This is a genomic window from Acidovorax sp. GW821-FHT10E04, from assembly GCF_059415185.1.
Genome location: NZ_JBWKMT010000008.1, coordinates 270,619 through 295,770, shown reverse-complemented (window position 1 = coordinate 295,770; position 25,152 = coordinate 270,619). Strand labels below are relative to the sequence as shown.

At 66.3% G+C, this 25,152-nt stretch carries 24 protein-coding genes; 20 read left to right on the top strand and 4 right to left on the bottom strand.

Translation table 11 applies throughout. The annotated features are described in order from the left end of the window. Nucleotides 1–94: 94 nt before the first annotated feature. Nucleotides 95–1,534, bottom strand: coding sequence for a flagellin N-terminal helical domain-containing protein (locus AC07OC_RS24055; protein ID WP_218296965.1), 1,440 nt, complete (start codon nt 1,532–1,534; stop codon nt 95–97). 325 nt (nt 1,535–1,859) lie between these two features. On the opposite strand from AC07OC_RS24055, the gene AC07OC_RS24050 reads away from it, so the two are divergent. The 10 genes from AC07OC_RS24050 to AC07OC_RS24005 all read left to right on the top strand — a co-directional run bounded on the left by AC07OC_RS24050 (nt 1,860) and on the right by AC07OC_RS24005 (nt 13,049). Further along, on the top strand, nt 1,860–3,335 hold the full coding sequence (locus tag AC07OC_RS24050; protein WP_369643497.1) for a flagellin N-terminal helical domain-containing protein: 1,476 nt from the start codon (nt 1,860–1,862) through the stop codon (nt 3,333–3,335). Nucleotides 3,336–3,612: 277 nt separating this feature from the next. Then, nucleotides 3,613–4,473, top strand: coding sequence for a flagellar motor stator protein MotA (gene motA, locus AC07OC_RS24045; protein ID WP_218296963.1), 861 nt, complete (start codon nt 3,613–3,615; stop codon nt 4,471–4,473). Between the two features lie 148 nt (nt 4,474–4,621). Then, nucleotides 4,622–5,554, top strand: coding sequence for a flagellar motor protein MotB (motB, locus tag AC07OC_RS24040; RefSeq protein ID WP_218296962.1), 933 nt, complete (start codon nt 4,622–4,624; stop codon nt 5,552–5,554). Nucleotides 5,555–5,626: 72 nt separating this feature from the next. After that, nucleotides 5,627–6,013: a chemotaxis response regulator CheY gene (gene cheY, locus AC07OC_RS24035; RefSeq protein ID WP_010466076.1), complete on the top strand. Its 387-nt coding sequence runs from the start codon at nt 5,627–5,629 to the stop codon at nt 6,011–6,013. Nucleotides 6,014–6,017: 4 nt separating this feature from the next. Continuing rightward, the gene (locus AC07OC_RS24030; protein WP_218296961.1) at nt 6,018–6,644 is read left to right on the top strand and encodes a protein phosphatase CheZ; all 627 of its coding nucleotides are present in this window, start codon (nt 6,018–6,020) and stop codon (nt 6,642–6,644) included. 159 nt (nt 6,645–6,803) lie between these two features. Then, the gene (locus AC07OC_RS24025) at nt 6,804–7,958 is read left to right on the top strand and encodes an EscU/YscU/HrcU family type III secretion system export apparatus switch protein (RefSeq protein WP_218341825.1); all 1,155 of its coding nucleotides are present in this window, start codon (nt 6,804–6,806) and stop codon (nt 7,956–7,958) included. Further along, a complete protein-coding gene (gene flhA, locus AC07OC_RS24020; protein ID WP_218296959.1) occupies nt 7,955–10,036 on the top strand; it encodes a flagellar biosynthesis protein FlhA in 2,082 nt (693 codons plus the stop codon). Before AC07OC_RS24025 ends, flhA begins: the two co-directional genes overlap by 4 nt. Continuing rightward, nucleotides 10,033–11,538, top strand: coding sequence for a flagellar biosynthesis GTPase FlhF (gene flhF / locus AC07OC_RS24015; RefSeq protein WP_218341824.1), 1,506 nt, complete (start codon nt 10,033–10,035; stop codon nt 11,536–11,538). Before flhA ends, flhF begins: the two co-directional genes overlap by 4 nt. Beyond that, on the top strand, nt 11,531–12,328 hold the full coding sequence (locus AC07OC_RS24010) for a hypothetical protein (RefSeq protein ID WP_218341823.1): 798 nt from the start codon (nt 11,531–11,533) through the stop codon (nt 12,326–12,328). The genes flhF and AC07OC_RS24010 overlap by 8 nt, the downstream gene beginning before the upstream one ends. A gap of 4 nt (nt 12,329–12,332) precedes the next feature. After that, nucleotides 12,333–13,049, top strand: a complete 717-nt coding sequence (locus AC07OC_RS24005; protein ID WP_218296956.1) for an RNA polymerase sigma factor FliA — start codon at nt 12,333–12,335, stop codon at nt 13,047–13,049. A 282-nt stretch (nt 13,050–13,331) separates the two neighbouring features. On the opposite strand, the gene AC07OC_RS24000 is transcribed toward AC07OC_RS24005, so the two are convergent. The 3 genes from AC07OC_RS24000 to flgA all read right to left on the bottom strand — a co-directional run bounded on the left by AC07OC_RS24000 (nt 13,332) and on the right by flgA (nt 14,960). Then, a complete protein-coding gene (locus AC07OC_RS24000) occupies nt 13,332–13,607 on the bottom strand; it encodes a hypothetical protein (protein WP_255591934.1) in 276 nt (91 codons plus the stop codon). A gap of 147 nt (nt 13,608–13,754) precedes the next feature. Further along, the gene (flgM, locus tag AC07OC_RS23995) at nt 13,755–14,075 is read right to left on the bottom strand and encodes a flagellar biosynthesis anti-sigma factor FlgM (RefSeq protein WP_218341822.1); all 321 of its coding nucleotides are present in this window, start codon (nt 14,073–14,075) and stop codon (nt 13,755–13,757) included. 93 nt (nt 14,076–14,168) lie between these two features. Further along, nucleotides 14,169–14,960 carry a flagellar basal body P-ring formation chaperone FlgA gene (gene flgA, locus AC07OC_RS23990; RefSeq protein ID WP_218296954.1) on the bottom strand — a complete coding sequence of 264 codons (792 nt, stop codon included), beginning with the start codon at nt 14,958–14,960 and terminating at the stop codon, nt 14,169–14,171. 213 nt (nt 14,961–15,173) lie between these two features. On the opposite strand from flgA, the gene flgB reads away from it, so the two are divergent. The 10 genes from flgB (at nt 15,174) to flgK (ending at nt 25,144) form a co-directional block, all read left to right on the top strand. Next, nucleotides 15,174–15,632 carry a flagellar basal body rod protein FlgB gene (gene flgB / locus AC07OC_RS23985; RefSeq protein WP_218296953.1) on the top strand — a complete coding sequence of 153 codons (459 nt, stop codon included), beginning with the start codon at nt 15,174–15,176 and terminating at the stop codon, nt 15,630–15,632. Nucleotides 15,633–15,669: 37 nt separating this feature from the next. Next, nucleotides 15,670–16,074, top strand: a complete 405-nt coding sequence (gene flgC / locus AC07OC_RS23980) for a flagellar basal body rod protein FlgC (protein ID WP_218296952.1) — start codon at nt 15,670–15,672, stop codon at nt 16,072–16,074. Between the two features lie 18 nt (nt 16,075–16,092). Beyond that, a complete protein-coding gene (locus AC07OC_RS23975) occupies nt 16,093–16,746 on the top strand; it encodes a flagellar hook assembly protein FlgD (protein ID WP_494602418.1) in 654 nt (217 codons plus the stop codon). A 42-nt stretch (nt 16,747–16,788) separates the two neighbouring features. Further along, on the top strand, nt 16,789–18,069 hold the full coding sequence (flgE, locus tag AC07OC_RS23970) for a flagellar hook protein FlgE (protein WP_218296950.1): 1,281 nt from the start codon (nt 16,789–16,791) through the stop codon (nt 18,067–18,069). A gap of 179 nt (nt 18,070–18,248) precedes the next feature. Beyond that, the gene (flgF, locus tag AC07OC_RS23965; protein ID WP_218296949.1) at nt 18,249–18,989 is read left to right on the top strand and encodes a flagellar basal-body rod protein FlgF; all 741 of its coding nucleotides are present in this window, start codon (nt 18,249–18,251) and stop codon (nt 18,987–18,989) included. 45 nt (nt 18,990–19,034) lie between these two features. Beyond that, a complete protein-coding gene (gene flgG, locus AC07OC_RS23960) occupies nt 19,035–19,817 on the top strand; it encodes a flagellar basal-body rod protein FlgG (protein WP_218296948.1) in 783 nt (260 codons plus the stop codon). A 20-nt stretch (nt 19,818–19,837) separates the two neighbouring features. Continuing rightward, the gene (locus AC07OC_RS23955; protein ID WP_369643501.1) at nt 19,838–20,530 is read left to right on the top strand and encodes a flagellar basal body L-ring protein FlgH; all 693 of its coding nucleotides are present in this window, start codon (nt 19,838–19,840) and stop codon (nt 20,528–20,530) included. Nucleotides 20,531–20,940: 410 nt separating this feature from the next. Next, a complete protein-coding gene (locus tag AC07OC_RS23950; RefSeq protein WP_218341819.1) occupies nt 20,941–22,083 on the top strand; it encodes a flagellar basal body P-ring protein FlgI in 1,143 nt (380 codons plus the stop codon). Nucleotides 22,084–22,223: 140 nt separating this feature from the next. Then, nucleotides 22,224–23,147 carry a flagellar assembly peptidoglycan hydrolase FlgJ gene (gene flgJ, locus AC07OC_RS23945; RefSeq protein WP_369643503.1) on the top strand — a complete coding sequence of 308 codons (924 nt, stop codon included), beginning with the start codon at nt 22,224–22,226 and terminating at the stop codon, nt 23,145–23,147. A gap of 20 nt (nt 23,148–23,167) precedes the next feature. Further along, the gene (gene flgK, locus AC07OC_RS23940) at nt 23,168–25,144 is read left to right on the top strand and encodes a flagellar hook-associated protein FlgK (RefSeq protein ID WP_218296944.1); all 1,977 of its coding nucleotides are present in this window, start codon (nt 23,168–23,170) and stop codon (nt 25,142–25,144) included. Nucleotides 25,145–25,152: the final 8 nt, after the last annotated feature.

Below are 25,152 nucleotides of genomic sequence, written 5' to 3'. Positions count from 1 at the left end.
CGGAAAGCGGCGGCGACCAGGTCGCCTCCGCCTTGTGAGGAGCGGGCTTGTTTCACAAACCCGCCCCGCCTGTTCAACCCTCTGCCAAAGATGATCAGCGCAGCAGGGCCAGAACACCTTGTGGCAGCTGGTTGGCCTGGGCCACCATGGCCGTGCCAGCCTGCTGCAGGATCTGGGCGCGCGACAGGTTGGCGGTTTCTGCGGCAAAGTCGGCGTCCTGGATGCGGCCACGCGAGGCAGACATGTTTTCGGACGTGCTTTGCAGGTTGTTCACCGTGGTCTCGAAGCGCGACTGCAGGGCACCGAAGCTGGCGCGCTGGCCGTTGACGGCGGACAGGGCCGAATCGATGATCTTCAGGGCCTTGGTCGAACCGTCGACAGTCGACACGTCGATGGTGTTGACGGAATTCAGGGTCGAAGCACCGGCTGCCACGTACGCGGAGGTGCCGCCCAGAGAGAAGCCCTTGTCGGAGCTGAACTCCACCGTGCCACGCGAGTTGGCCGTGCCGCCAGCGACTGCCATGGACTGCGCGGCAGAGAAGGTCAGCGTAGCGGCCGTCGCGTTTTGCGATGCCAGGGTGGTCACGGCCACCGTCGAGTTGTTGACGATATTGATGTCCGAGCCCGCATCATTGGTCAGCAGGATGCCATCGCCGGCGCTGTTGAGCTTGGCGGTGATGCCGGTCTGCGATGCCACGTCATTGAATGCCTTGACGGCTTCGCCCAAGTCGGTTGCCGAGGTCGCGCTGAAGGTGATGTTGGCGGCGGTCGTGGTGTTGTCGCCCTTGATCGCCAGGGACACGGCACCTGCCGTGGTGATCTTGAACTCGGACAGATTGCGAGCCGAAGCCGTCACGCCGGTGGTCTCGGCCGCTGCGTTGACCGCTGCGGCAATTTTCGAAGCCGTGTCGGCAGCGTCGACGTTCACCGTCTTGCTTTGCAGGCCGTTCACGATAACGGTCGCGGCGGCGGCGGCGGGGGCGGCGGCAGCCGCAGGAACGCTGGCCGAGGCCTTCAGCTGCGCACCATAGGTGGTCGTGCGGAAGTTGCCGGTGGTCGCCGTGATGGTCTGGTTGGCGTTGGCGCCCACCTGGAAGGTGGCGGAGCCGAAAGAGCCGTCCAGCAGCTTCTGGCCATTGAATTCGGTCGTGGTGGAGATGCGGTCCAGTTCGGACAGCAGCTGGCCGACTTCAGCCTGAATGGCCTTGCGGTCGCCGGCGGAGTTGGTGGCATTGGCGGACTGCACGGACAGTTCACGCACACGTTGCAGGATGTCGCCAGAGGCCTTGAGCGCACCTTCAGCGGTTTGCGCCAGCGAAATGCCGTCGTTGGCATTGCGCACTGCCTGGTTCAGGCCGCGGATCTGCGAGGTGAAGCGCTCGGAAATGGCCAGGCCGGCGGCGTCGTCCTTGGCGCTGTTGATGCGCAGGCCCGACGACAGGCGCTGGATGGAGGTGTTGAGCGACAGTTGGCTCATACCCAGATTGCGCTGGGCGGTCAAGGAACTGACGTTGGTGTTGATGGTAGCTGCCATTTGCAAATCTCCTGAAAAGAACTGACTGAACATGGCGTTGCCGCCAACCTGGTGCCAGGCAAGGCACCCGGCCATACGGTTCACAGCGCCAGCATGGCCTTCTGTAGAACGGCGGGCATTTACGTCCCGTTGCAAATGTTTTCGGAAGCTGCGGCGAAAACTTTAGGGCGAAACGCACAAGTTGCAGGGTTTTTGTGCGCTTTATCGCACCACTGCGCACCGCGCTCGACTTTCACAATTCACCCATCGTTCCCGTCTTGTCTGCCGGACGGTGGGGCTTCTACCGGCGCAGATTTGGTTTTTCAAGCCTTTAAGGAGCATATCCATGGCAGCCACTATCAATACCAACGTCAGCTCCCTGACCGCCCAGCGCAATCTGGGCATGAGCCAGGCATCGCTCAGCACCTCCATCCAGCGCCTGTCGTCGGGCCTGCGCATCAACAGCGCCAAGGACGACGCCGCCGGCCTGGCCATTTCCGAGCGCTTCACCACCCAGATCCGGGGCCTGAACCAGGCGGTGCGCAATGCCAACGATGGTATTTCCCTGGCCCAGGTCGCTGAAGGCGCCCTGGCGGGCGCCAGCAACATTCTGCAGCGTGTGCGCGAATTGTCCGTGCAATCCGCCAATGCCTCCAACTCCGCCGGCGACCGCAAGGCCATTCAGGCCGAAGTCGGCCAGCTGCTGTCCGAGCTGGACCGTATTTCCGTCACCACCGAGTTCAACGGCCAGAAGCTGCTGGACGGCTCGTTCGGCTCCGCCACCTTCCAGGTGGGCGCCAACGCCAACCAGACCATCACAGCGACCACCGGCAACTTCCGCACGACGACGTACGGAGCACAGCTCAAGCAGTCGGCGCCCGTGGTGGTGACGGCGGCGGCGGCCCCCACGGCACTGACCGGCACGTTCGACATCGCCGGGCTGCAAACCAAGACGGTCACGCTCACCGCCACCGACACGATGGCCACCGCGGCCGCCAAAATCAATGCGCTCTCCGAATCCACCGGTGTCTCCGCGTCTGCACGCAACCAGGTCAACCTGACCACCTTCGTGGCTGGCGGCTCCTATTCGCTGGCGGTGAAGGGAGACAACGCGACCGCCGCCAACGTGACTTTCAGCGTATCCGCCGCCGGCGCGACCGCGGGCGGGCTGGCGGAAGCCATCAAGGGTTTCAACGACGTGTCGTCGCAAACCGGCATCACCGCCAAACTCAACGACGCCGGCGACGGCATAGTGCTCATCAATGAGTCGGGTGCCAACATCCAGATTCAGAACAACTCCCTGGCGGGCAACACCATTGCCGTGGGCGCCTACGATGCCGCGACGTCGGCCTCCACCGGCACCCCCACCTTTGTCGCGGGTGTCGCCGCTGCGCCCGCCGGCGGCTTTGCGACGGCCACCGGGTACCTGGAGATGAGCTCGGACAAGGGCTTCGCCATTACCAATCTGACGGGCACGCCCCCGGTCACGGCGACGGCATCCACGTTGAACGCCGTCAACGTCATCGACGTGTCCACCGTCGACGGCTCGACCAAGGCCCTGAAGATCATCGATTCGGCCCTGGCGGCAGTGAACGGCCAGCGTGCAAGCTTTGGTGCCTTGCAGGCGCGATTCGAGACCACCATCTCGAACCTGCAGCTGTCCTCGGAAAACATGTCTGCCTCGCGTGGCCGCATCCAGGACGCCGACTTTGCCGCAGAAACCGCCAACTTGTCGCGCGCCCAGATCCTGCAGCAGGCTGGCACGGCCATGGTGGCCCAGGCCAACCAGATTCCGCAGGGCGTGCTGGCCTTGCTCAAGTAGTGGTGGCACGCAGGCCTGGGCGGGCGAAAAGTCTCAAAAACAGGAGCATCTACCGCTTACCACACAACCACTAGAGGCCAATTTGGCCTCTTTTTTTGCGCCGTCTTGTGCTAACGTCATTGCGCGGCACGCCGGCCGCCAGGTCGTCCCAGGCAACCCGTTCGTTGGTCTGGCCCCTGCAATCCGATACATTTGAGAACACAGCGCCCGCGTTGTTTGCCCCCCCTGAATCCGCCGCATCGTTTGCCCGCTCGCCGCAACTCATCACGCACAAAGCATGTTTGTCATCATCGGTTACGTCGTTTGCCTAGGCTGCATCTTCGGCGTGTACATCGTGCACGGGGGAAATATCAGCGTGATCCTGAAGGCCCTGCCCTTCGAGATCATCACCATCCTGGGGGGCGCGCTGGGCGCCTTCGTGGTGAACAACCAGCCCAAGGTGATCAAGGCCACCATGGCGGCCATCCCGATGGCGCTCAAGGGATCCAAGTACACCAAGGCGCGCTACATGGAGCTCATGGCGATGCTCTATGACATCCTGCAGAAGGCCCGCAAGGAGGGGCTGATGGCCATCGAAAAGGATGTGGAAGCACCCCACGAATCCGAGATCTTCAAGAAATACCCCACGGTGGGCAGCGACCACCACGTGATCGAGTTCACCACCGACTACCTGCGCATGATGGTGTCGGGCAACCTCAACTCGCACGAGATCGAGGCGTTGATGGACAGCGAGATCGACACCCACCACCAGGAGGCCCACGCGCCCGTGGCCGCGCTGGCGCGCCTGGCCGGCGCCCTGCCCGCGTTCGGGATCGTGGCCGCCGTGCTGGGCGTGGTGAACACCATGGGCTCGGTGGGCCAGCCGCCCTCGGTGCTGGGCGGCATGATCGGCTCGGCGCTGGTGGGCACGTTCCTCGGGATCTTGCTGGCCTACGGCGTGGTCGAGCCCCTGGGCGGCCTGGTCGAGCAAAAGACCGAAGATGCCGCCAAGGAGCTGCAGTGCATCAAGTCCACCCTGCTGGCCAGCATGCAGGGCTACAACCCGGCCACGGCCATCGAGTTTGGCCGCAAGGTGCTTTTCTCCAGCGTCCGCCCCAGCTTCACCGAGCTGGAGGGGCATGTGAAGGGGAAGAAATGAGACACCGCGCTGGTGCGCCACGCGCCTTCCCTCCGCGCTCGCGGCGCTGCGGGGCGGACCTTGGCTTGCTGCCCTGGCTTGGGACAAGCCGGCATCAAAGGCTGCGGGTGGTGCGCAGCGCCATGGGGAGCCGACGGGATAGCTGACCATGGCAGAAAAGAAGCTCCAGCCCATCATCATCAAGCGCATCAAGAAAGGCGGCCATGCGGTGCATGGCGGCGCCTGGAAGATCGCGTATGCCGACTTCGTGACGGCGATGATGGCGTTCTTCCTGCTGATGTGGCTGCTGGGTTCCACCGCCAAGGGCGAGCTGCAGGGGATTGCAGCCTATTTCGCGTCGCCGCTCAAGGTGGCCATGACCGGCGGCGACGGTGCCGGCAACAGTTCCAGCGTGATTCCCGGCGGGGGGAACGACCTGTCCAAGGTGCACGGCCAGGTGCGGCGCTCCGACGTGGAGGCCGCCAAGCAGCGCCGCATGAGCATCGACGCAGCCCGGGCCGAGCAGGCCAAGCAGGACCTGGACCGCATCAAGGCGCTGGAAGCCAAGATCGATGCGCTCATCACGGAAAACCCGCGCCTGAATGAATACAAGTCGCAGATCCGCATCGACATCACGCCCGACGGGTTGCAGATCCAGATCATCGACGACCAGAACCGCCCCATGTTCGACAGCGGCAGCGCGTTGGTGAAACCCTACATGCGCGACATCCTGCGTGAGATCGGCGCCGCCCTCGGCGGGGTGGAAAACCGCATCAGCCTGGCTGGCCATACCGATGCAGTCCCCTACGGAAACAGCGACCGGGGCTACAGCAACTGGGAGCTTTCGGCCGACCGCGCCAACGCCTCGCGCCGGGAGCTTGTCTCGGCCGGCATGCCAGACGCTAAACTGGGACGTGTGGTGGGCCTGGCGGCCAGCGATCTGCTGGAGCCAAAGAACCCGCGCGCACCCGCCAACCGGCGCATCACCATCACGGTGCTGACCCGGGAGGCCGAAGAACGACTCATGGGCAAGGGGATTCCCGAAATCACTTCGACAGAACTGTTGAATGAAAAGCGGGAAAATCCCCCCCCCGGCAGGTAAACGTTACGACTTGTCACCAACCCTGCCACCCATGACAATACTTACAGCCATTTCCGACCGAAAGGGTCCCACGTGACCACAGCCCTTCGTTTTTTGATCGTTGACGACTTCTCCACCATGCGGCGCATCGTGCGCAATCTGCTCAAGGAAAGCGGCTTTGCCGATGCCGACGAGGCCGAAGATGGCGTGGCCGCCCTGAACAAGCTGCGCAACAGCAAGTTCGACTTCGTGGTGACCGACATCAACATGCCCAACATGAACGGCTTCCAGCTGCTGGCGGAAATCAAGAAGGACGACAAGCTCAAGCACCTGCCCGTCCTGATGGTCACCGCGGAAGCCCGCAAGGAAGACATCGTGGCCGCCGCGCAGGGCGGGGCCGCCGGCTACATCGTCAAACCCTTCACCAAGGCAACACTCGAAGAGAAAGTGACCTTGATCCTGAAAAAGATGGGGCTATGACACCATGGACGACATACCGGACAACAGCCAGCCGCCTGCGGATGTACACCACAAGATCGGCCTGCTGACACGCCAGCTGCACGACTCGCTCAACGAGCTGGGCTACGCCGACAAGCTGCGCGGCTCCATGGGCGAGCTGCCCGACGCCCAGAGCCGCCTGTCGTACATCGCCCGGCTGACCGGGGAAGCCGCCGAGAAAGTGCTCAACCGCGTCGAGCAGGCCAAGGCGCAGCACGACTACATCGCCGCCGAGACGCGCCGTGTGGTGACGTCCCTGGTCAAGGACCCGGTGGCGGCCGTGGCCAAGGGGGAAATCATGAATTTCCTCACCGATGTCGAGCGGGTGACGAAGGAAGCCGACACGCACCTCACCGAAATCATGATGGCGCAGGACTTCCACGACCTGACCGGGCAGGTGATCGCCCGGGTGGTCAACCTCGCCGCCACCATCGAGGACCAGCTGGTGCAGCTGCTGATCCAGACCGCCCCCCCCAATGCACAGGTGGCCGCCGTGGCCGAACCGCCCCGCACCCAGCACCTGCAGGGCCCCGTGGTGGACCCCGAGCACACTCCCGACGTGGTGACCGACCAGTCCCAGGTGGACGACCTGCTGGCCAGCCTCGGCTTCTGAGGCTGCGGCCACGCAACGCCGCCCGCGGCCCTGCGGCGGCCGCAGGCGCCACGCCGGCGCCTGTTACGTCTCTGAAAAGAGGGGGCTGCAGCCTCCTTATCGGCCTTTAGATTTCCGGGTCGCTCACGACAATGGCATGACACGAGCCGTCATGCCACCATGGAATCCAGCCAAGAAAAAAGCCTACCCGCGTCAGAGCGCAAGCTGCAGAAAGCGCGCGAAGACGGCCAGGGAGCACGCTCGCGCGATCTTTCCCACCTGGCGATCCTGGGCGCGGGCGCGGCCTGCCTGCTCATTCTGGCCCCCCAGCTGATGGACCACATGCAGCGGGCGATGAGCCAGCAGCTCGCGTTTGACGCCACCACCGTCATGGCGCCCGGCACCATGCTCAAGCGCCTGCAGGACATGGTCGTCGTGGGCCTGGTGGCCAGCGCGGTGTTCGCCATCCTCACCGGTGCCGCGGCCCTGATCAGCGCCATCGGCGCCGGCGGCTGGATTCTGAGCCTCAAGCCCATCTCGCCCCAGTTCAACCGGCTCAATCCGATCTCGGGGCTCGCCAACCTGTTTTCCAAGCAGCAGATGGCCAACGTGGCCAAGATGGTGCTGATGACCGCGGTCCTGAGCTACGTGGCCTGGAAGTTCATGGGCAACAGCATCGACACCGTGGCCATGCTGGTGCTGCAGCCCTCCCCCATGGCCATCCGCCAGCTGGCCGACTGGCTCACGTCCGGCATGAGCCTGCTGCTCCTGGTGGTGTTCCTGGCGGCGCTGGTGGACGTGCCCCTGCAGGCCTACTTCTTCAAGGCGCGCCTGAAGATGTCGCACGAGGAAATCAAGCAGGAGCACAAGGAATCCGACGGCAACCCCCACACCAAGGGCCGCATCCGCCAGAAGCAGCGCGAGATCGCCGACCGTGCCAGCGTGGGCGCCGTTCCCAAGGCCGACTTCGTGGTCATGAACCCCACCCACTACGCCGTGGCGCTCAAGTACGACGAGAAGACCATGAGCGCGCCGCAGGTCATCTCGCGCGGCACCGACCTCATCGCGCTCAAGATCCGCGACGTGGCCAAGGAGCACAACGTGCCCGTGCTGCAGTCGCCCATGCTGGCCCGGGCGCTGTATGCCCATGCCGAGCTGGACCAGGCCATTCCCGCCACGCTCTACACCGCCGTGGCCCAGGTGCTGGCCTACGTCTACCGCCTCAAGGCCGCCCTGCGCGGCGAAGGCCGCATGCCCGACAGCCTGGTGGAGCCGTTTGTGCCCCCTGAACTCGATCCGCTGAACCGCACGCCCGTGCAAGGTGCCGCCGCATGAACACCTCCGTGAAATCTTTGCAGCAATGGGCGGGCAGCAATGCCAACGCCCTCCAGGGGCTGTCGGCCCCGTTGCTCGTGGTGGCCATCCTGGCGCTCATGGTGCTGCCCATCCCGCCGTGGCTGCTCGACGCGTTCTTCACGCTGAACATCGCCGTGGCCCTGATGGTGATGATGGTGGCGGCCTACATGCTGCGCCCCCTGGATTTCGCGGCCTTTCCCTCGGTGCTGCTGCTGACCACCCTCATGCGCCTGTCGCTGAACGTGGCCTCCACCCGCGTGGTGCTGCTGGAAGGCCACACGGGCCCGGGCGCCGCCGGCGCGGTGATCGAGGCCTTCGGCCACTTCCTGATCGGCGGCAACTTCGCTGTGGGCCTGATCGTGTTCGCGATCCTGGTGGTGATCAACTTCGTGGTGATCACCAAGGGCGCCGAGCGCATCGCCGAGGTGTCGGCACGCTTCACGCTGGACGCCATGCCCGGCAAGCAGATGGCGGTGGATGCCGACCTGAACGCCGGCCTGATCGACGAGAAGGAAGCCAAGCGCCGCCGCGCCGAAGTGGCGGAAGAAGCGAACTTCTTCGGGTCCATGGACGGTGCCTCCAAGTTCGTGCGCGGCGATGCGGTCGCTGGCATCCTGATTCTGCTGATCAACATCATCGGCGGCTTCGCCATCGGGGTCTTGCAGCACGACCTGTCGGCCAAGCAGGCGGCCGACAGCTACATCCTGCTGGCCATTGGTGATGCGCTGGTGGCGCAGATTCCCGGCCTGCTGATCTCGGTGGCTGCGGCCATGGTGATCTCGCGCGTGGGCAAGGACCACGACATGGGCCGCCAGATCGTGCAGCAGCTCTTCATGTCGCCCCGCGTGCTGGGCGTGACCGCCGGCATCCTGCTGCTGCTGGGCCTGATCCCGGGCATGCCCCACGTGGTGTTTCTGACCATGGGTGGTCTGCTCGCCTATGGCGCCTGGGTGCTGCACGAACGCCAAAAGGTGCCGCCCGAAGTCGAGGCCCCGCCCGCCCCCGTGAGCGACGGCGAGGCCACCTGGGACGACCTGCAGCCCGTGGACCTGCTGGGCCTGGAGCTGGGCTACCGCCTGATCAGCCTGGTGGACAAGAGCCGCCAGGGCGACCTGCTCACGCGCATCAAGGGCGTGCGCCGCAAGTTCGCGCAGGAAGTCGGCTTTCTGCCGCCCGCCGTGCACGTGCGCGACAACCTCGAATTGAAGCCCAGCGGCTACCGCATCACGCTGCGTGGCGTGGTGGTCGGCGAAGGCGAGGCCTTCCCCGGCATGTTCCTGGCCATCAACCCGGGCGGCATCACCACGCCCCTGATCGGCACCCCCACCACCGACCCCGCGTTCGGCCTCCCAGCACACTGGATCGACGACCGCCAGAAGGAAGCCGCACAAATGGCGGGTTTTACGGTCGTTGATTCCGAAACCGTGATGGCCACCCATTTGTCACACTTGATGCAAGTGCAAGCCGCCAAGCTCCTCAGTCGCACGGAAACGCAGCAACTCGTGGAGCACGTGGCCAAGCTGGCTCCCAAGCTCATCGAAGAAGTGGTCCCGAAAATGGTCTCCATCGCAACGTTCCAGAAGGTCCTCCAGCTGCTGCTGGAAGAGTCTGTGCACATCCGCGATATCCGCACCATCATCGAAACGCTGGCCGAGTTTGCCGGCGGCATCTCCGACCCGGTCGAGCTGGCCCGCCGCGTGCGCATCGCGCTGTCGCCCGCCATCGTGCAACAGATCTACGGCCCCACCCGCGAACTCAACGTCATCGCCATCGAACCAGGCCTCGAACGCCTGCTGGTGCAGGCGCTGGGCAACACGGCCGGCCCCGCCCTGGACCCTGGCGTGGCCGACATCCTCACGCAAAAGGCCGCCGAGGTGGCCCTCAAGCAGGAAGAGATGGGCCTGCCCGCCTGCCTGCTGGTGCCAGACCAGATCCGCAATGCCATCTCCCGCCTGGTGCGCCGCGTCGCGCCCCGGCTGCAGGTGCTTGCCCACAGTGAAATCCCCGAGACCCACACCATCCGCATTGGGCCGATCCTTAGAGGTGCATCAGCATGAACATCAAACGCTTCCACGCTCCCACATCCCGGGAGGCTCTGGCCAAAGCGCGCATGGCCTTTGGTGACGGCACATTGATCCTGTCCAACCGCCCCACGGCCAACGGCGTCGAAGTCGTGGCCACGGCCGAGGACACGCTCTCGGCGCTGGACGGTGGTGGCGCGGGCCCGTCCGCCAACCCGCCCTTGCTGGCCCCCACACCGGCGCGCAGCGCGCCCCAGCGCGCAAGCCAGGCAGCCGCCGCCGCCGCCAGCACCCTGGGCCGCAACGCGGTGGAGGAAGACACCGAGCAGCTGGCGATGAGCACGCTGTCGTTCCAGGACTATGTGCGCGAGCGCATGCTGCGCCGCCGCCACGAGGCGCTCAATGGCCCGGCCGAACCGCAAACCCTGTCGGAGCGCAGCCGCGACCAGGAACCGGAGCGCGAACGCATGCCCGCGCCTGCCGTGGCGCGCCACAACCCGCTGCGCACCATCCCCATGGACATTCCGCCCGAGCCGCCACGCCGCCGGCAGGAGCCCGCCGTGAGCAGCGCCGTGCAATCGGCCGCCAACCAGCAGAGCGTGATGAGCGAGCTGCACGCGATGAAGGAACTGATCGAGGACCGTTTCAACACCCTGGCGTGGCTGGGGCAGGCGCGGCAGAACCCCATCCAGTCCAACCTCATGCTCAAGATGATCCGCGCAGGCTACTCCCCTTCCCTCGCCCGTGCCGTGCTGGAGCGCATGCCCGAGGAGCTGTCGGCCGCCGAATCCGTGCGCTGGCTCATGGAGGTGCTGGAGCGCAACCTCAGGACCGACCTGGCCGAACCCCCGCTGTACGAACAAGGCGGCATCTTCGCGCTGGTGGGCTCCACCGGCGTCGGCAAGACCACCACCACCGCCAAGCTGGCCGCGATGTGCGCGCGCATCCACGGCCCCGGCAGCGTGGGCCTGATCACGCTGGACACCTACCGTGTGGGAGCCCACGAGCAGCTGCGCACCTACGGCCGCATGCTGGGCATCGTCGCCCATCTGGCCCACGACCGCGCCGCGCTGCAGGACCTGCTGGGCCTGCTGTCGGGCAAGAAGATGGTGCTCATCGACACCACGGGCGTGGCCCCGCGCGACCCGCGCAAGCGCGACATGCTCGACGTGCTGGACCTGCCCCATGTGAACCGCCTGCTGGTGCTCAACGCGGGCTGCCATGGCGACACGCTCGACGATGTGCTCACGGCGTTCAAGACCGAAGGCTCCCAGCAGGCCATCCTGTCCAAGGTGGACGAAGCCGTGAAACTCGGCCCGGCCATCGACGCACTGATCCGCCACCAGATGGTGCTGCGCGGCGTGACCAACGGCCAGCGCGTGCCGGAAGACTGGGAGCGCGCCGATGCACACAAGCTCATCAGCACCTCCATGCGCGCTCCCGCCAAGTCGGCTTTCGACCCCAAGGCAACCGACCTGAACTTCTTCTTCTCGCATTCGCCCGACACCATGAACGAACGGGGGCTGGTCGATGCTTGATATCGGCTTTCACCAGGCGGCAGGCCTGCACAGCTTCACCCCGCAATCGGAACTGCGGGTGGTGGCGGTCGCCAGCCAGGACAACGCGGGCACCGGGCTGGAGACGCTGTGGCAGATCTGCGCAAGCCTGCAGCGCCTGGGCTACCCGGTGGTGGTGCTCGATGGCACCGCCCAGGAGACGGACGACAGCCCAGGGCTGCTGCACCTGCTGCAACAGGCGCCCTGGAACGAGGGTGTCAGCCTGAACATGGGGGCCATGGCCTCCTCGCTGGCGGTGATTCCGGCGGCGAAGGGCCTTCTGCGCATCAGCCGGGAAGCCAGCCGCAATGAAACGGCCCCCCTGCCCAGCCTGCTGCCCTATTTCCGGACCTACGGGTTGATCGTGCTGCACGCGCCTGCGGCCACGCTCGGGCCGCTGCTGACGCACACGTCCACCATACCGCTGGTGGTGATGGGCGACGGATCGGCCGGCGTGCTGACCAGCTACAAGAGCCTCAAGCAGATCGCCCTGCACACGACCCTGCCCTGCATGGTGGCGGCCTTGCTGCGCGGCGACACCGCCGCCGAACGGCGCAAGACACAGCACGCGCTGCTGACCCTGCAGGACTGCGCGGAGCGCCACCTGGGTGGCCCGGTGCGCACGACCACCATCGCCACGCAGAACCCCCAGGACCTCCAGCGCCTGGCCTTGCAACTACTGGAAAATGCGGGCACTATCAGTGAATCGCTGACTGCGCTGCCACCCAGCAACTTGACAGGCATGCCTGCGCATTTTGTCCGGAGCCACTGATCTGATGTACACCGCCAAAGGCCAGCTCGATCGTGATGCGCTGATCCGCCAGCACGTCCCGCTGGTGCGAAGGATTGCGCACCACATGATCGCCAAGCTGCCGCCCAACGTGGAGCTGGACGATTTGATCCAGGTCGGCATGATGGGCCTGGCGGAAGCACTCTCGCGCTACGAAGCCGCCCAGGGCGTGCAGTTCGAGACCTTCGCTACCCAGCGCATCCGCGGCGCCATGCTCGACGAGTTGCGCGAGGGCGACTGGATGTCCCGCAGCTCGCGCAAGAGCCAGAAAGACATCGAGCACGCCGTGCAACGGCTGGAGCAGAAACTCGGCCGCAGCCCGCTCGAATCCGAGATCGCCAGCGAAATGGGCATGAACCTGGCGGACTACCAGAATCTGCTGGGCAAGGTGCGGGGCACGCAGCTGGTGTACCTGGAAGACATGACACACGGCAACGAGGACGACGACGGTTTCCTGGACCGCCATGTTGCCGACGGCGATGCCGACCCCATGGAATTGCTGCGCGACCAGCGGCTCAAGATGTCCCTGGTCAACGCCATCAAGAGCCTGCCCGAGCGCGAGCAGCACATCATGGGCATGTACTACGAGCACGACATGAATCTCAAGGAGATCGCGGCCGTGCTGGGGGTTACCGAGTCACGGGTGTGCCAGCTGCACAGCCAGTCCATCGCCCGCTTGCGTGCCAAGATGCGGGCGCATTAGGGCTCCCTGAGGCCATGGCTCCCCCTGAGTCGCCTGCGGCGCCTTCCCCCTGAGGGGGACACCACCCCTGGACTGGCGAAGCCAGATCCACGGTGGCACTGGTATTGGGCTGCGACCGTTTCGACGGCCATTGCGCAAGGCCGAACTCCGGCGTACTGACCCCGGTTCGCTATCGATGGGATAGCTGCTTGCGCTTGACTTGCGTTGGATCAAGCCGGTTTGGCCATTCAAACGCAGGTAGCTCAAGCGCTGGCAGCTATCTTTTTTGAGTTGCGACTCGACTCAGCCTGCCGACTTGTAGATCCGTGCCACGCCGGGCTTGCCGGGCTGGGCGCCGCGGCCGTCGCCATAGGTGGCGGGGGAGCCGGCCTGGGGCAGCAGGCTGGCAACCTGGCGGTCGGCGTTGGCGGACAGGCGGGCGAGGCCCTCGCGGTGATTGGCGAGCATGTCGCCGATGGCATCCACCCTCTTTTGCAACTGCGCGGGCAAAGGCAGGCCCCGGGCCGCCGCCTGCTCCAGGACGCGCGCGAACTGGGCCGCAGCGTCCCGCAAGGCCATGCTGTTTTTCTCAAGGGATGGGGGATCTGCCGCAAGAAGGGCGGCGGAGACTTTTTCGATCAGCTGTTCAACAGCCGAGAGGGATTCTTCCAGCGACATGGCCCATTGTGCGCTGGATGGCATCTGGCTGCCAAGCGAGCTGTGGGATCAGCCGCGGGAGCGGGAGAGGATTTCCTGGGCGTTGGTGAGCATCTTGTCGGCAATGGCCTCGGCATCCACCGAGAACGTGCCTTTTTCGATGGCCGTGCGCACGGCCTTGACCTTGCCGGCATCGAAATCGCCCGTGGAACGGGCCGTCTGGTCCAGTGCGCGGGCTGCGGTGGACACCGTGACGGGCACACCGGCGGTTGACACGGCCGCTGCGTCCTTGGCGGCTCCTTCAGCAGCGCTGGCAGGACTTTTGGCCTGCTTGGCAGGCCCCGTCTGCGCCAAGGCGCCCGGGAGTTCCGGTTTTTGACCAATCTTCATCGCTCTCTCCACCACCCCGCTTGATGTGGGGCACAGTAGCAATGTTTTCGACCCTTTTGGCCCGGACTTTAGCCATTTATCGCCACAGCGTCATCAAAGAGCCACGACCACTGTCCCAGTTTCATTCACAGTTCCACTGACAACGCGGCCATTGTCCATGCGGATGCGAACAATCTGCCCCGCTGCCCCTGCCGACATTGCCTGGCCGGCCGATGTCACGGCATAGCCCGGCCCCTGCGCGACCACCTTGACCTGGGCCCCTGCCCGGAAAAGATGCGGGGCCCGCACCATGGTCTGGCGCAAAGTCTGCCCGGCGACCAGCTGGCGGGCGGCCACCTGCCCGACCCACAGCTCCGGATTGGCCATGACGGCCGCCGACTCCTCGGCCCAGTCCACCTCGGCCTGCGTCGCATCGTTGGCCGTGAGGATGGCGCCAGGAGCCACGGGGTTGATCAGCACCCAGGCGGGGCCAAAGGCCTTGACGGTCACCGGAAGATACACGTTCCATGCGGTCTGCCCCTCCACGCAGCGCAGTCCCAGGCGCGTACGCCCCCACAGCCGCGCGCCGGCCGGCAGATAGGGCTCAACCCGCGCACACGGCGCCAGCCGCAGCCTGGAATCCAGTGAGCCAACGCTCACTTCCATCCGCAAGGGGAGCCCCGCAGGCTGGTTGCGCGACATCGCATCGTCCAGCCAGCGCTGGGTCAGCGGCCCCAGGTCGGCCGCGGGATCGGCGGCGGCCTGCGCGAACGCGGCGCCGCTGCCGCCGGCCACAGCGGCCGCCAGCGCCACGCCCGCCAGGGCGCGGTGCGCGGCCACCTGCCCGCGCAAGGACACAGCCTGCGCGCAGGCTCGGACGAAACGGGAAGAAAAGATCGATGGCATGGGGCCTCCTGGGCGTCGCGCGTCTTCCCGCGCAGGGCGGCAAAGACTATTTCACGACTGGAACTATAGGCAGCCGGGCACAGCGCAAAACCCGAAACTGCGCGCCCATTTCCTCGTTCTTCGCGCTTTAGAAAAAAGCCACGGTTTCCATAATCAAGCCACGCCGGAAAGCCCCCTGCCCGGCGCCATTGCAACCCAGGGTGTGAGGCAACCATGCTTGACAAGATGACCAACCGGCTGGACTTTCACGGCAACGCGCTGACGCTGCGTGCCGAGCGCCAGCGCGCCATCGCCAGCAACATCGCCAACGCCGACACCCCGGGCTACGTGGCACGCGATTTCAGCTTTGGCGACGCGATGCGCGAAGCCACGGGGTCCGGATCGGGCGTAACCCGCCTCGCCACCGCAGGCTCCGTGGGCACCACGGGCAACCTGGGGGCCAAGGGCGCCACAGACCCCCGCCACATTCCACTGCCCGCGGCCAGCACGGGCACTGGCGCCCCCGGCGCACTGGGCTATTCCGTGCAGGCGCAGCCGAGCCTGGACAACAACACGGTGGACCTGGACCGGGAACGCGCGAACTTTGTCGACAACGCGGTGCGCTACGAAGCCACGCTGCGCTTCATCAACGGCAACGCCAAAACCATGCTCAGCGCGATCCAGGGCCAGTAAAGCCCACCGCATTGCAGCGCAGAAAGCGAGTCACCCCATGTCCATGTTCTCCATCTTCAGCGTGTCGGGCAGCGCCGTCAGCGCGCAGTCGCAGCGGCTCAACGTGGTGGCCAGCAATCTGGCCAATGTCGATGCGGTGGCCGGCCCCGACGGCCAGGCGTACAAGGCGCGCCAGGTGGTGTTCCAGACCGCGCCGATGGGCGCCGACAGCTCCGCCGGCGTGCGGGTGAGCGCCATCAGCGAAAGCAACACCCCCGGACGCCGCGTGCACGACCCCGCCCACCCCTCGGCCGACGAGCAGGGCTACGTGACGCACTCCAACGTCAACGCCGTGGAGGAAATGGTCAACATGATTTCCGCCTCCCGTTCGTACCAGAACAACGTCGAGGTCATGAACACGGCCAAGTCGCTGCTTCTCAAGACCCTGCAGATGGGCCAGTAATTTCCGGGAGACCCCACCATGATCCTCAGCGCCACCAACGCCCCTTCCGTGACGGATGCGACCGGCACGAAAGCCAACGCCGCCACCGACCCCGCCGCCGCGCAGGACCGGTTCCTGAAGCTGCTCGTCGCGCAGCTGAACAACCAGGACCCGATGAACCCGCTGGACAACGCGCAGATGACCTCGCAGATCGCGCAGATCAACACGGTGACCGGCATCCAGCAGCTCAACCAGACCATGCAGAGCATGTCCGAGCAGTTCAACTCGCTGCAGGTGATGCAGGGCACGGCGCTGATCGGCCGCAACGTGATGACCGAAGGCTCGAGCGTCGCCGTGGCCGACAAGGTCGGCAAGGGCGGCTTCGAGCTGCCCTCGGCCGCCACGAACGTGAAGATCGAGGTCACCACCGCGGGTGGCCAGGTGGTGGACACCATCGACCTGGGCGCCAAGGCCGCGGGCCGCCACACCTTCGAGTGGGACGCCAGCAAATACACCGGCGCCACCGATGCGCTGCAGTTCCGCGTCAGCGCCGTCAACGGCTCGGCCAAGCTGTCGAGCACGCCGCTGTCCCTGTCCAAGGTCACCGCCGCGGGCGCCGAGGACGGCCAGCTCAAGCTGACGCTCGCGAACGGCAAGACCATCAACTACAGCCAGATCAAGGCCCTGGTCTAACGCCGGCCCAAACCCTTTCTTCGCCTCTATCAGGAGAACACCATGAGTTTTCAGCAAGGCCTCTCGGGCTTGAATGCCGCCAGCAAGAACCTCGACGTCATCGGACACAACATTGCCAACTCCAACACCGTCGGGTTCAAGGCCTCGCGGGCGGAATTCGCTGAAATGGTCGCTTCCGCCATCGGCTCGGCCGGCGGCACCAACGCGGGCATCGGCGTCGAAGTCGGCGCCGTCTCGCAGCAGTTCACCCAGGGCAACCTCACGATCACGGGCAACAGCCTGGACGTGGCCATCAACGGCAATGGCTTCTTCACGCTGACCCTGCCCGACGGCACGCCCGCCTACACCCGCTCCGGCAACTTCAAGCTGGACAAGGAGGGCAACATGATCACGAACGACAACGCGAACGTGATGGGCTACCCCGTGGACCCCGTGACCGGCCTGCGCTCGGGCACCGACCCCATCCCCATGGTCTTCCCCACCTCCGAGCCGATCCCGGCCAAGCAGACGACGAAGATCACCGCGGCCTTCAACCTGCCCGCCACCGCCACCGACGCGGCCGGCGACCCCGCCGCCACGCCACCCATCCCGGCCACGCCGCGCGCCACCTATGGCACCTCCATCAACGTGTTCGACAGCCAGGGCGTGGCCAAGCCGGTGAGCCTGTACTTCCAGAAGACCGCGACGGACAACACCTGGGACGTGTACGACGCGCTCGACGATCCCACGGCCACCCCGCCCGTGGTGGCCACCCCCATCGGCCAGATCACGTTCGACAACAACGGCGTCATCACCGGCCCCACCGCCACGCCACCCGCCACGGGCTTTTCGCTGCCGCTCACCGTCAATCCGACGCCGCCCAACCCGAACAACCTGCCCACGTTCACCGTTGACGTGAGCCTGGACAAGGTCTCCCAGAGCGGCAGCAAGTTCGCGGTCTCGAACCTGAGCCAGGACGGCTACACGACGGGCGAGCTCACCGGCATCAACATCGAGAACAACGGGATGATCATGACCCGTTACTCCAACGGCGTGACCCGCGCGGAAGGGCAGCTCGCGCTGTCGAGCTTCCGCAACACGCAGGGCCTGGCCTCTGTGGGCGGCAACAACTGGGTGGCCACCTTTGAATCCGGCCAGCCCGTGGTGGGCACCGCGACGGACGGCAACTTCGGCGCCCTGCGCTCGGGCGCCCTGGAAGACTCCAACGTCGATCTCACGGCCGAACTCGTGAACATGATGACCGCGCAGCGTGCCTACCAGGCCAACGCCCAGACGATCAAGACGCAAGACCAGGTGATGTCCACCCTGGTGAACCTGAGATGAAACACCCCCTGAGTCGCTTCGCGCCTTCCCCCTCTCTCGGCGCGCTGTGCGCTCCGGGAGGGGGACGCAGCCAGCGCGGCGGGGCGGCCCTTGCGCGGCTGCCCGCGCCTGGGCCGCGCCGGTTGCACACGCTGCGCACGGCACGCAGCACTGCAGGGTACTGAAAGGAGCATCGCACCATGGACCGCATCATCTACACCTCGATGACGGGCGCGAACGCCGCCGCCCACCGGCAGGCCGTGCTGTCCAACAACCTCGCCAACGCATCCACCCAGGGGTTTCGCGCGGAGCTTTCCACCTTCCGCTCGGTGCCGCTGCAGGGCGACGGCTCCAAGACCCGCGTGTTCGCGCTCGAAGCCACCTCCGGCCATGTGAACACGCCCGGTCCCGTGCAGCGCACCGGCCGCAATCTCGATGCCATGGCCGCGGGCAACGCCTGGTTTGCCGTGCAGGGCCTGGACGGCACCGAGGCCTACACCCGCGCGGGCACCTTCGAGCTGTCGGCCACGGGCCAGCTGCTCACGCCCACCGGGCTGCCGGTGCTCTCCGATGGCGGAGCGCCCATTGACGTCCCGCCGGGCGCCGAGGTCACGCTGGGCTCGGACGGCACGGTCACCGCCAAGGCCGCGGGCCAGCCCGCGCAGGCCATCGGCCGGCTCAAACTCGCCACCCCCACGCTGGAAGACCCGCTCAAGCGCGGCGATGACGGCCTGTTTCGCACCACGTCCGGCGATCCCATCGCGAACGATGCCAACGCCCGCATGCTCGCGGGGGCCGTCGAAGGCTCCAACGTGAACCCGGTCGAGAGCATGGTCGGGATGATCGCCGCATCGCGCCAGTTCGAGCAGCAGATGCGCCTGCTGCAGACCGCCGAGACCAATGACAAGACCGCCAGCCAGCTGCTGGGCATGAACGGTTGACGCGGCACCACCCACGCCCGCATCGCCCAAGGAAGGAAGCACACCATGATCAACTCCCTCTGGATCGCCAAGACCGGCATGTCTGCCCAGCAGACCCAGCTCGACGTCATCTCGCACAACCTGGCCAACGTTTCCACCACCGGCTACAAGCGCAACAACGCGGTGTTCGAGGACCTGATCTACCAGAACCTGCGCCAGGTGGGCGCCAACACCACCGAACAGAACCAGCTGCCCACCGGCCTGCACCTGGGCCTGGGCGTGCGCACGGTGGCCACCAGCCGCAACTTCGTGCAGGGCAGCCTGCAGGAGTCCAAGAACAACCTGGACGTGGCCATCAACGGCAACGGCTTCTTTGAAGTGACCATGCCGGACGGCACCCTGGGCTACACGCGCGATGGCTCGTTCCAGGTGGATGCGCAGGGCCGCCTCGTCACCTCCAGCGGCCTGCCCGTGGCCAACGGCATCACCGTGCCCCCCAACGCCACGAGCGTGAGCATCAGCGCCGACGGCGTGGTGTCCGCCACGGTGCAGGGCAACACCCAGCCCCAGCCGCTCGGGAACCTGGCCATGTCGGCCTTCGTGAACCCGGCTGGCCTGGAGCCCATCGGGCAGAACCTGTTCAAGGAATCGGCCGCCTCCGGCCAGCCGCAGCAGGGCACGCCGGGCACCAACGGGCTGGGCATTCTCAAGCAGGGCTTCCTGGAAGCCTCGAACGTCAACGTGGTGGAAGAGCTGGTCACCATGATCCAGACCCAGCGCGCCTACGAAATGAATTCCAAGGCCATCCAGACCTCGGACCAGATGCTGGCCAAGCTCAGCCAGCTGTGACGACGACAGGACCTTTCGCCATGCTGCACTCCACACGCCTCCCAGCCCTGGCCGCCGCCGCCGCGGGCGCCCTGCTGCTCACGGGCTGCGCCACCATGTCGCCCCCCCCGCCGGTGGACATCCTTCCCACCACGCCCCCTCCGCTGGCCGCCGCCCCGCGCACGCCGCCACCGGTCACGGGCGGCCTGTTCCACCAGGCCAGCTACCGCCCCGCCTTCGAAGACCGCCGCGCGCGCATGGTGGGCGACAACGTGACGGTCATGATCGTCGAGAACGTGACGGCCAGCCAGAAATCCTCCTCCACGGTGGACCGCACCTCCGAGGCCTCGGCCGGCATCACCAACCTGCCCTTCGTGAAGAAATCGCTGGCCGACCGCACCACGCTGGGCGCGGCCTCGGAAAACACCTTCTCCGGCAAGGGCGGCACCGAAAGCGCCAATACCTTCACGGGGTCGATCACCACCACGGTGGTGGACGTGCTGCCCAACGGCCACCTGGTCGTGACGGGCGAGAAGCAGATCGGCGTGAACCAGAACGTGGACGTGCTGCGCTTCTCGGGCACCATCGATCCGCGCGCGCTGCAGCCGGGCAGCATCGTCAACTCGACCCAGGTGGCCAATGTGCGGGTGGAATCCCGTGGCCGTGGCGCGCAGGGCGAGGCCCAGGCCATGGGCTGGATGGGGCGGTTCTTCAATACCATCACGCCGTTCTAGATTCCCCCCTGAGTCGCTGCGCGCCTTCCCCCTGAGGGGGAACGCCACCCCCGGCCCGGCAAAGCCGGATCCGCGGTGGAGCTGGCCTTTGGCCGGGCCAGTTTTTACGGGTGTGGTTTCTGGATGCGCCGGGGGCACAAAGCCTGGGGTTTTGAGGCTTCGGGATGTCTGACCGTTGTGAAAAATCCTCGCCCCAGTTTGCTACATAATTTATAGCTTTTAGCGCTTACCTATAAAGCGGTAGAGGCTGTTTTTATTCATACTTTCTCCTGTAGCGCGGCACCAGCGCCTGCCTGGTTTTCCGCGCACCACTGGCCGCTCCCCACCCGCCCGGGAACCCATGCAATAAGCCGGTGAACCCGCTTCTTTTTGGGTTTTAGTTCCTGGCGGGGCCGCCCACAATGGATGCCATGAAAGCCTTGTCCCATTCCCTCCTGCCACGCTCCGCGCGCGCGCTGTGGCTGCTGCTGGCCCTCGTGGCCGCCTGCCTGGCCATGCCCGTGCACGCGTTGCGCATCAAGGAAGTGGCGGCGGTGCAGGGCGTGCGCACCAACCAGCTCACGGGCTACGGCCTGGTGGTGGGACTGGACGGGACGGGCGACCAGACCACGCAGATGCCCTACACCACGCAGGCCATGTCCAACTACCTGCAGCAGATGGGCATCAGCCTGCCACCCGGCTCGGCCAATCAGCTGCAGCTCAAGAACGTGGCGGCGGTGATCGTCACGGCGCAGTTGCCCGCGTTCGCCCAGCCCGGCCAGATGATCGACATCAACGTCTCTTCCATGGGCAACGCCAAGTCGCTCAAGGGCGGCACGCTGATCGTCACGCCGCTGCGCGGCGCCGATGGCGAGATCTACGCACTCGCCCAGGGCAACGTGGTGGTGGGCGGCGCGGGTGCCTCGGCCGGCGGCAGCAAGGTCCAGATCAACCACCTGAGCGCGGGCCGCATTCCCCAGGGCGCGCAGGTCGAGCGCGCCGTGCCCACGCCGCTCAACGAGGGCGACACCATCAACCTCGGGCTCAACGCCTCCGACTTCCAGACCGCGCGGCGCGTGGCGCAGGCCATCAACACCAAGCTGGGCAGCGGCCTGGCCACGGCGCTGGACGGCCGCACGGTACAGGTGCGCGCGCCGCTCGACCCCGGCGCCCGCGTGGGCTTCATCGCCGACCTGGAAGAGCTGGCGCTGGAATCGTCCACGCCCTCGGCCAAGGTCGTCATCAATGCGCGCACCGGCTCGGTGGTGCTCAACCAGGCGGTCACGCTGGGCCCCTGCGCCATCGCGCACGGCAACCTGTCGATCACCATCAGCTCCACGCCCATCATCAGCCAGCCCGCACCGCTCTCGCAAGGGCAGACCGTGGTGGCGCAGCAAAGCGACATCCGCATCAACCAGGAGCCGGGCAACATCATCCAGATGCCGCCCTCGCCCCAGCTCGCGGACGTGGTGAAGGCGCTCAACACACTGGGCGCCACACCCCAAGACCTGCTGGCCATCCTGCAGGCCATCAAGGCTGCCGGCGCGCTCAACGCCGAGCTGGAAGTGATCTAAATGTTCCCCCTGAGTCGCTTCGCGCCTTCCCCCAAAGGGGGACGCACCCGGTGGCCTGGCGAAGCCCGTTCCACAGGTGCACTGGCCTGGGCAGCGCCAAATTCACTGTCTGTGGGTAGCCCAGCGCAGGAGGCTTGACCATGGCCCTCACACTCCCTTCGTCCGGTAGCACCACCAGCACGTCGAACGCGCTGGCGGTGGACATCCGCTCGCTCAATTCCCTCAAGTACGACGCGGGCACGGCCAGCAGCGCCCAGACCACGCGCGAGGTGGCCAAGCAGTTCGAGTCGCTGTTCATGCGCGAGCTGATCAAGAGCATGCGCGACGCCACGATGAAATCCGGTCTCATGGAGGGAGAGCAGGCCAACCTGGGGCAGGACATGCTCGACCAGCAACTGTCCGTGAGCATGTCCGGCATGCAGGGCGGGCTGTCCGAGGCGATCGCCCGCCAGCTGTCGCGCCAGATGGGGGGCGCCGACGCCAACTTCTCCGTGCCCTCCACGCTGAGCCTGCAGCAGCAGGCGCTGCCCCGCGCCGCCGCGCCGGCCACGGCAGCCCCCGCGGAGGCCACTCTGCAGGCCCCCAAGGGCCGCGAGGGTTTCGTGCAGCACCTCTCGGGCACCGCCGAGCGCGTGGCCCAGGACAGCGGCATTCCCGCCAGCTTCATGCTGGGCCAGGCCGGCCATGAAACCGGCTGGGGCAAGAGCGAGATCCGGAACAAGGACGGCTCCAACTCGTTCAACCTGTTCGGCATCAAGGCCGGCAAGGGCTGGACCGGCAAGGTGGCCGAGATCACCACCACCGAGTACATCAACGGCAAGCCCCAGAAGGTGACGGCTAAATTCCGCGCCTACGACTCGTACGAAGATTCGTTCCGGGACTACGCCCGCCTGATCACGGACAACCCCCGCTACGAAAAGGCGCAGGCCACCGCCAAGAGCGGCTCCGCCGTGGCCTATGCGGCCGAACTGCAAAAGGCGGGCTACGCGACCGACCCCGAATACGCCCGAAAGCTCAGCGGCGCCATCAACAGCGCATTGCGCGTACAGCGCGCCCAGGCGTGATGAGAAAGCCGAGGTAAGCCATGAGTCTTCTCAACGTCGGCGCCCGCGCCCTGCTGGCCAACCAGGTGGCCCTGCAGACGGCGGGCCACAACATCGCCAACGTCAATACGCCTGGCTATTCGCGCCAGACGGTGGTGCTGCAGACCGTGCAGGGCCAGTTCACCGGCGGCGGCTACATCGGCCAGGGCGTGGACGTGCAGACCATCCTGCGCAACCAGAGCGAGCTGCTCACGCGCCAGTCGGCCACGGCGGGCTCGGTGCAGTCGTCCGACATCGTGCGGGCCGAGCGCCTGCGCCAGTTGCAGGAGGTCTTCAGCGGCGGCACGGCGGGGCTGGGTGCCGCCATCAACGACATGATGAATGCGTTCTCGGACGTGGTGAGCGCCCCCACCGACATCACGGCGCGCACCGTGGTGCTCACGCGCATGGACGAAACGGCCTCGCGCATGCGCTCGGCCGCCGACCGCATCAACGAGATCCAGTACACCGTCACCGAACAGCTGCAGAGCAGCGTGACGGCCGTCAACAGCCTGGCCCAGCAGATGGCCAGCGTGAACGAGCAGATCGCGCGCGCCAAGGGCAACGGCCAGACGCCCAACGACCTGCTGGACCAGCGCGACCAGATCATCCGCGACATCAACCAGTACGTGCAGACCACGCAGATCCCGGCCGACGACGGCACCGTGGGCCTGTTCGTGGCGGGCAGCCAGCCCCTGGTGCTGGGCACCACGGCGACCAGCCTGTCGGTCGGGGATGCGACGGCCTTTCCCGGCAGCGGTCAGCTCAAGCTGTTCTTCAACCGGCCCGGCGCACCGGCCGTGGAAATGGACGAGAACGTGCTGGGCGGCGGGTCGATGTCCGGCCTGCTGCGCTTCAACAACAACGACCTGAGCGAAGGCCGCAACCTGCTGGGCCGCATGGCGATGGCCATCGGCATGACCATGAACGACCAGCACAACCTGGGCCTCACGCTCGACGGCGCGCTGGGCAAGGACCTGTTCGCGGTACCCACCAGCATGCCGGGCCACACCAATGGCGCGGGCGTCGGCACGGTGTCGTTCACCGGCCCCACGCAGTTCGCGGCGTCGGACTACGAGATCCGCTTCACCACCGGCACGGCCGGGCAGGTGGTGCGGCTGTCGGACGGCAAGTCCACCCCCTTCACCGACGCGGCCAACCTCGCCACGCTGCAGATCGACGGCCTGAACTTCAACCTGACCACGCCCGGCAACCCCGGCGAGCGCATGCTGTTCAAGCCGTTCAGCACGGCGGCGGCCAACATCCAGTCCCTGGTGTACTCGCCACGCGACCTGGCGGTGGCCAATCCGGTCAACGCGGCCATGGGCACGTCCAACGGCGGAACGCTGCAGCTGTCGGGGCTCAAGGCCACGGGCCTGCCCAACCCGCCGGGGCTGGTGCTGCCGGCCAATGCGAACCCGGCCGCGGTGCCGCCGATCCTGGGCGGGGTGCAGCTGCGCTTCACCGCCGGCCCGCCGACCACCTACGACGTGCTGGACCGCGGCACGGCGCCCCCCACGACGATCGCCGCCGCACAGCCCTACACGCCCGGCGCGGCCATCTCCATCAACGGCTGGGAGATCAAGCTGCAGGGCTCGCCGAACACCGGCGACACGGTCGTCATCGGCAACGCCGCCGACCCCCAGTACGGCGACACGTTCACCCGCAACTCGGGCAACGCCAGCGCCCTCATGGGCCTGCGCGACGTGAAGATGTTCGACGACTCCACGCTCAGCGACGGCTACGCGGGCGCCATCGCCCAGGTGGGCACCCGCACGCAGAGCGCGCTGTTCGCCGCCGAGCTGTCCACCACCATCGCGTCCAACCTGGAGCGGGACCGCACCGCGATCTCGGGGGTGAATCTGGACGAAGAGGCCGCAAGGCTGATCCAATACCAGCAGGCCTACCAGGCATCTTCCAAGATGATCCAGATCGCGCAAAACATCTTTGACTCGCTGCTGCAGGGCCTGGGCCGCTGAATGCGGAC